The 6,350-nt window shown below is 75.2% G+C and carries 6 protein-coding genes; 1 reads left to right on the top strand and 5 read right to left on the bottom strand.

The features are described 5' to 3' along the window. The 5 genes from alc to ABZ641_RS22750 form a co-directional block, all read right to left on the bottom strand. On the bottom strand, positions 1 to 1,080 hold a 1,080-nt coding region (gene alc, locus ABZ641_RS22770; protein ID WP_359984372.1), incomplete at its 3' end, for an allantoicase. An 11-nt stretch (positions 1,081 to 1,091) separates the two neighbouring features. Then, on the bottom strand, positions 1,092 to 2,459 hold the full coding sequence (allB, locus tag ABZ641_RS22765; protein ID WP_359984370.1) for an allantoinase AllB: 1,368 nt from the start codon (positions 2,457 to 2,459) through the stop codon (positions 1,092 to 1,094). A 150-nt stretch (positions 2,460 to 2,609) separates the two neighbouring features. Beyond that, a complete protein-coding gene (locus ABZ641_RS22760) occupies positions 2,610 to 3,752 on the bottom strand; it encodes a glycerate kinase (RefSeq protein WP_344627566.1) in 1,143 nt (380 codons plus the stop codon). A 345-nt stretch (positions 3,753 to 4,097) separates the two neighbouring features. Continuing rightward, positions 4,098 to 4,982, bottom strand: coding sequence for a 2-hydroxy-3-oxopropionate reductase (locus ABZ641_RS22755; RefSeq protein ID WP_344627567.1), 885 nt, complete (start codon positions 4,980 to 4,982; stop codon positions 4,098 to 4,100). Positions 4,983 to 5,023: 41 nt separating this feature from the next. Further along, complete coding sequence (locus ABZ641_RS22750) at positions 5,024 to 5,857, bottom strand: TIM barrel protein (protein WP_359984367.1); 834 nt, start codon at positions 5,855 to 5,857, stop codon at positions 5,024 to 5,026. 228 nt (positions 5,858 to 6,085) lie between these two features. Here ABZ641_RS22750 and ABZ641_RS22745 point away from each other — a divergent pair. Then, positions 6,086 to 6,350, top strand: a 265-nt coding sequence (locus ABZ641_RS22745) for a thiamine-binding protein (RefSeq protein WP_359984365.1), incomplete at its 3' end; no start/stop codon positions are given.

Here is a 6,350-nt window from a genome sequence, read left to right as displayed (position 1 = left end):
CTCGGCGGCGGGCAGCGCGTCGAACCAGCGCAGGGCGAGGGCGGCGCGGCCGGCCTCGGTCAGGCGGCCGGTGAGCCGGAGCCGGGCGAGGCCGCCGTCGGGGTAGACGTTGATCTTCACGTGGGTGGCGGTGCGGCCGGTGTCGAACCGGAAGCGGTGCCGGGTGTCGGGCTGCAGCCGGGTGCGGGGCAGCAGCGGGAACCAACCGGCCGTGTCGGTGGCGGGGTCGCCGCCGGCGGAGGCGTCGTAGCCCACCAGGTCGGCCCAGCCGGGGGCGTTGGCGACGAAGTGGGTGGTGTCCACCTCGGCGGCCAGGACCTCGCCGCCCCCGGCCAGGGCGATCCGGACCCAGTCGTTGGCCTTGTCGCGCCGACGCCGGGTCTCCCAGCCCTCGCCCATGACGGTGGCGCGGCCGGGAGCGTTCAGGTTGTGCGGGGAGGAGAAGTAGCGGTCCGAGGCGGCCTCGGCGACGCCGCCGGTCTCCTGGGCGGCGAGGTCGAAGGTGAGGCCGTCGAGCTCGCGCGGGTCGGGCAGCACCTCGCCGTGCACCCGCAGCCGGGCGACGCCCCCGTCGGGCCAGATGTTGAGCCGGACGTGCGTCCAGCGGGTGCCGTTGTCGACCGCGAACCCGTGCGCGGTGTCGCCCTTCAGCGGGGTGCGCGGCACCAGGTCCGTCCACTCGGCGGCCTCGACCTCGGCGGGCGAGGGGTGGCCGGGTACGGAGGCGGCCTGGACGGAGGCGGTCTCCGGGTAGTTGCCGGTGAAGTGCGCGGTGTCGACGACCACGCCGCGGATCACGCCCGCCGCGCCGAGCCGGACGATCGCCCAGTCGTGGTCCTCGTCGGTCGGGTGCGGCTGGTCGGCCGAGGCGCCGCGGCGGCGGCGGGACTCCCAGCCGTCCATGATCTGGCCCTTGTGGCCGAAGGTGTGCGGCCGGAACTCGGCGGGCCGGGCGACCAGCAGGTTCTCCGCGTCGGCGAAGGTGTCCTCGTTGGTGGCGACGACGCCGGCGCCCAGCCGGCGGGAGGCCAGGTCGACCAGCTCGGTGAAGGGCGCGGCCGCGGTCTTCTCGGTGCTCAACTCGACTCTCCTCAAGGACGGGTGATCTGCCGGCCGAACGGCTCGCCGGCGGTGTCGACCGCCCGGCCGCGGAGCCAGGTGGTGCGCACCGCGCCGGTGAGGGTGCGGCCGGCGTACGGGGTGACGGGGTTGCGGTGGTGCAGCTGCTCGGCGTGCACCGCGAAGTCGGCGTCCGGGTCGAAGGCGACGAGGTCGGCGTCGTACCCGGGGGCGATGGCGCCCTTCGTGCCGGTGAGGCCGACCAGGGCGGCCGGGCCGGAGGCCATCCAGCGGACGACGTCCGCGAGGGTGTGGCCGCGGCGGCGGGCCTCCGTCCAGACGGCGGGCAGGCCGACCTGCAGGGAGGCGATGCCGCCCCAGGCCGCGGCGAAGTCGCCGCTGCCGCCGTAGCGCCGGAGCAGCTTCAGGTCCGGGGTGGACGGCGAGTGGTCGGAGACGACGGCGGCGAACTCGCCGGCCGCGAGGGCCGCCCAGAGGGCGTCCCGGTTGGACTCGGAGCGGATCGGCGGGCAGCACTTGAAGGCGGTGTCGCCGTCCGGCACCTCCTCCGCGGTGAGGGTGAGGTAGTGCGGGCAGGTCTCGGCGGTCACCTGCACGCCGTCCTCCCGGGCCTGCCGCAGCAGCGGCAGCACGGCGGCCGAGGAGACGTGCAGGATGTGCACCCGGGTGCCGGTGCGGCGGGCGGTGTCGAGCAGCCGGGCGACGGCGGCGGCCTCGGCGTCGTCGGGCCGGGAGGCCAGGAAGTCGCGGTAGTGCACGCCGGGCTGCTGCGGGGCGGCGTCGAGGACGGCCGGGTCCTCGGCGTGGATGATCGCGAGCGCGCCGAGCCGGGCCTGCTCGGCGAGCGCGGACTCCAGGTCCTCCTGGGTGGCCAGGTGCGGGAACTCGTCCACGCCGGACGGGGCGAGGAAGCTCTTGAAGCCGAAGACGCCGGCCTCGTGCAGCGCCGCCAGGTCGCCGGTGTTGCCGGGCACCGCGCCGCCCCAGAAGCCGAGGTCGACCCAGGCCTGGCCCTCGGCGGTCTTCCGCTTGGCCTCCAGCCCGGCGGGCGTGGTGGTCGGCGGGACGGAGTTCAGCGGCATGTCGACGATCGTGGTGACACCGCCGGCGGCGGCCGCCCGGGTGGCCGTGGCGAAGCCCTCCCACTCGGTGCGGCCGGGCTCGTTGACGTGCACGTGGGTGTCGACCAGGCCGGGCAGCAGGGCGGTGTCGCCGAGGTCGGTGAGGTGGCGGTCCCCCGCGAGCAGCGAGCCGTGCGCGGCGACCTGGGCGATCCGCCCGTCCTGGACGAGGACGTCGGCCGGGCGCTCGCCGTCCGGCAGGACGACCCGGCGGGAGCGGATCACGGCCGGGGTGGACGGCGTGTCGCTGAGGGGCATCGGGACCTCCGAAACGAGGGTACGAGTGGGGAGTGCCGAAGGCGCGCAGGGGAGTTGGGCCGCCGTCGGGTGCCGGACGGCTGCGAGTGCTCGGAGCCTAGGCCCGCCTTCAACAAAACGTCAATGTAGGAATCCACAAGGGGTTGCGGGCTACCGGCCGAGCAGTTCGGCGGCCAGCCGCTCCCCCGCGGTCTCGGCGAGCTCGCCGGCCCTGGTCATGCTCTCGCCCGGCCGCTCGGCCAGGTCGGTGAGCGCCACGGCCGCGGCGAAGCCCGCCGCCCGCCACTCCGGTTCCGACAGTTCCAGCCGTCCGGCCACGGCAGCCACCCGAACCCCCGCCCGAGTGGCCGCCGCGGCGACGCCGGCGGGGGCCTTGCCGTGGAGCGTCTGCGCGTCCAGGCATCCCTCACCGGTGACGACGAGGCGCGCCCCACGCACTGCCTCGTCGAAGCCCAGGAGATCGAGGAGGAGCTCGATCCCGGGCCGCATGGTGGCGCCGAGCAGGGCCAGGGCGGCGAAGCCGACCCCTCCTGCCGCCCCGGCGCCGGGGGCGTCGCGGACGTCCCGGCCGGTGACCGCCCGGACGGCGTCCGCCCAGACGGTCAGACCTTCCTCCAGGACCACCAGGTCGTCGCCGTCCGCGCCCTTCTGCGGGCCGTACACGGCGGTGGCGCCGCGCGGCCCGAGCAGCGGGTTGTCCACGTCGCAGGCGACCACCACGTCCACCCCGGGGAGCGGGTCGGCCAGCGGTCCGAGGTCGATCCGGGCGAGCCGGCGCAGGGCCGCGCCGCCCGGTGGCAGCTCGCCGCCGTCCGCGTCGTACAGGCCGACGCCGAGCGCCTGGACCATGCCCGCGCCGCCGTCGGTGCAGGCGCTGCCGCCGAGGCCGAGCACGATCCGCTCGGCGCCGAGCGAGACGGCCCGGGCGATCAGCTGGCCGACCCCGTAGGAGCCGGCCGCCAGCGGGGCGGTGCGGCCGCCGGGGAGCCGGGCGAGGCCGGAGGCCTGCGCCAGCTCGACCACGGCGGTGTCGCCGCGGACGGCGATCGCCGCGTCCACCGGCAGACCGGTCGGTCCCGCCACCTTGACCGCGACCCGTTCGAAGCCGGCCGCGAGGGCGGCCGCCAGGGTGCCCTCGCCACCGTCGGCGACCGGGAGTTCGCGGACCTCGGTGCCGGGGGCGGCGCGGCGGACGCCGGCGGCGATCCGGGCGGCGACCTCGGCGCCCTCCAGGGAGCCCTTGAACTTGTCGGGCGCGACGACCACATGGCCCTGAGCGGGGGTGGCGGGCATGGGGGTGGCCTTTCTTCGGGAACGTCTACGTACTGGCACTACCCAGGTGGGCGGGGGTTGCGCAGGTGCCGCCCACCCGGGGGCGTGGTGGGCCCCCTCTCCGCCGTTCCTCTCGTCCCGCTTCCGACGTTCGAGAGGCTCCCCTCGGCAGGAGAGGGGGCCGGGGCGGCGCGCACGGGCACGACCGAAGTGCCTACCGGGAGGGTGGCGCGCCGCCGGCCTGGGACGACCGGCAGGGGGCGGGCAGGGCCGCGGCCCGCTGCCGGTCGGGTTGCTGCCTCCTGGCGGCGCGGGCACGACCGGACAGGTACACGCCGCCAGGAGGAGTCGGGGGGACGGGGCGGGTCAGACCGTCCGGCCGGAGAGCCGCTCGACGCCGCGCAGCAGGGCGGAGTGGTCGAGCGAGCCGTCGCCGTTGGCGCGGGCGGAGGCGACCAGCTGGGCCACCACGGCACCGACCGGCAGGGCGGCGCCGACGGCGCGGGCGGCGTCGGTGACGATGCCCATGTCCTTGTGGTGCAGGTCGATCCGGAAGCCGGGGGCGAACTCGCGGTTCAGCATGTTCGCCCGCTTGCGGTTGAGCACGGTGGAGCCGGCCAGGCCGCCGCCGAGCACCTCCAGCGCGGCCTGCAGGTCGACGCCGGCGTTCTCCAGGAAGACCACGGCCTCGGCGAGGACCTGGATGTTGACGGCCACGATCAGCTGGTTGGCGGCCTTCACGGTCTGGCCGGCGCCGGCCGGGCCGACGTGGATCACCGTGGTGCCGAGGGCGTCGAGCAGCGGCTTGGCCTCGGCGAAGTCCTCCGCCGCGCCGCCGACCATGATCGACAGGACGGCCTCGACCGCGCCGGCCTCGCCGCCGGAGACCGGGGCGTCCAGGGTGCGCACGCCGCGCTCCTTGGCCGCGGCCTCGACCTTGATCGAGGTCTGCGGGGTGATCGAGGACATGTCGATCACCAGGGTGCCCGGCTGCGCGTTCTCCAGGACACCGCCCTCGCCCAGGATCACCTGCTCGACCTGCGGGTCGGCCGGGACCATGGTGATGACGACCTCGGCGTCCTTCACCGCGTCGGCGATGCTGGTGGCGCCGTGGCCGCCGGCGGCGACCAGGGCGTCGATCTGCGGCTGGGTGAGGTTGTAGCCGGTGACGTGGTGGCCGGCCCTGACCAGGTTGGCGGCCATCGGGCTGCCCATGATGCCGAGGCCGATGAAGGCGATCTTGCGGCTCATCGCGTCGTGCTCCTTGCGTTGGGGAGGTGGTGGGAGGGGGCTCAGCCGGCGCGCAGTTCGCGCGGGAGCCAGGCGAAGCTGTCGGCGCTGACGCCGGTGGAGGGCTTGTACTCCAGGCCGATCCGGCCCTGGTAGCCGGCGGCGGTGAGCCGGGCGAAGAGGTCCTCGAAGTCGAGTCCGCCGGTGCCGGGCTCGTTGCGGGCCGGGACGTCGGCGATCTGCACGTGGCCGATCCGGTCGGCGTACGTCGAGATCACCGCCGCCAGGTCCTCGCCGTTCCTGGCCAGGTGGTAGAGGTCGCAGAGGAACCTGGCGTTGCCGAGGCCGGTGGCCGCGTTGACCTTGTCCACGACCTCGACCGCCGCCTCGGCGCTGAGCAGCGCGTAGTCCGGGGACTCGACCGCGTTGAGGGTCTCGATCAGCAGGACCGCGCCGACGGAGTGCGCGGCCCGGGCGGCGAGGACGAGGTTCTCCAGCGCCAGGGCGTCCTGCTCGGCCGGGTCGGCGCCCGCCACCCGGTTGCCGTAGAGGGCGTTCAGCGCCTTGGTGCCGAGGGAGTCGGCGAGGGCCGCGGCGACCGGGACGTTGGCCCGGAAGCGCTCGCTCTCGGCCGGCACCGAGGCGGTGCCGCGGGCGCCCTTGACGAGGTCGTCGAGGAAGTTGAGGCCGGTGAGCTGCACGCCGGCGTCGGTGAAGGCCTTGCGGAGCGCGTCCAGCTCGGCCTGCGAGGGGTCGTGCTCCTCGCCGAAGGGCCACCAGAGCTCGGCGGCGGTGAAGCCGGCCGCGGCCGCGGCGGCGGGGCGCTCCAGCAGCGGGAGCTCGTTGAACAGGATCGACAGGTTGACCGTGTAGCTGTGCGCGGCGGCGGCAGTCACGTGCTCACCTTCCCTCTCTTCCGTTCCCGACTTCCACGATCCGGAAGGGGGATTCTGTCTGATGGAAGCTTCGCCGAGGAGCTTCCGGGCCGTCAAGGTCGCCGCAACAATTTGTTGAAGTGGCCGAACGGCGCCGGTCGCACCGCCCGCGGCCTGTCCGATCACCCAGCCGTCCCGCGCACCCGTACGCCCGGTCCGACCCTTGCGCGGGCCGTCTAGAGTGAGCGCGTGCGATTGATGGTGGAGTTCACGACAGAACCGTTCGAGCTGGACGGCTTCCCGGACCACGCCAAGGCCGCCCGCCGGGTCGTGGACGAGGCCGGCCTCGACGTCTCGGTCGGGCCCTTCGGCACCAGCGCCGAGGGCGACGCCGAGCAGACCCTGGCCGCGGTGACGCGCCTGCTGCGCGAGACCCTGGAGGCCGGGGCGACCCGGATCTCCGTCCAGATCAGCGTGCTCGGCGACGAGCAGTCCCCGGAAGGAGGGGGTACGC

Source organism: Kitasatospora sp. NPDC007106, from assembly GCF_040634455.1.
Taxonomy (GTDB): domain Bacteria; phylum Actinomycetota; class Actinomycetes; order Streptomycetales; family Streptomycetaceae; genus Kitasatospora; species Kitasatospora arboriphila.
Note: the sequence above shows the minus strand (reverse complement) of the source record. Positions and strands in the feature narration are given on the sequence as shown.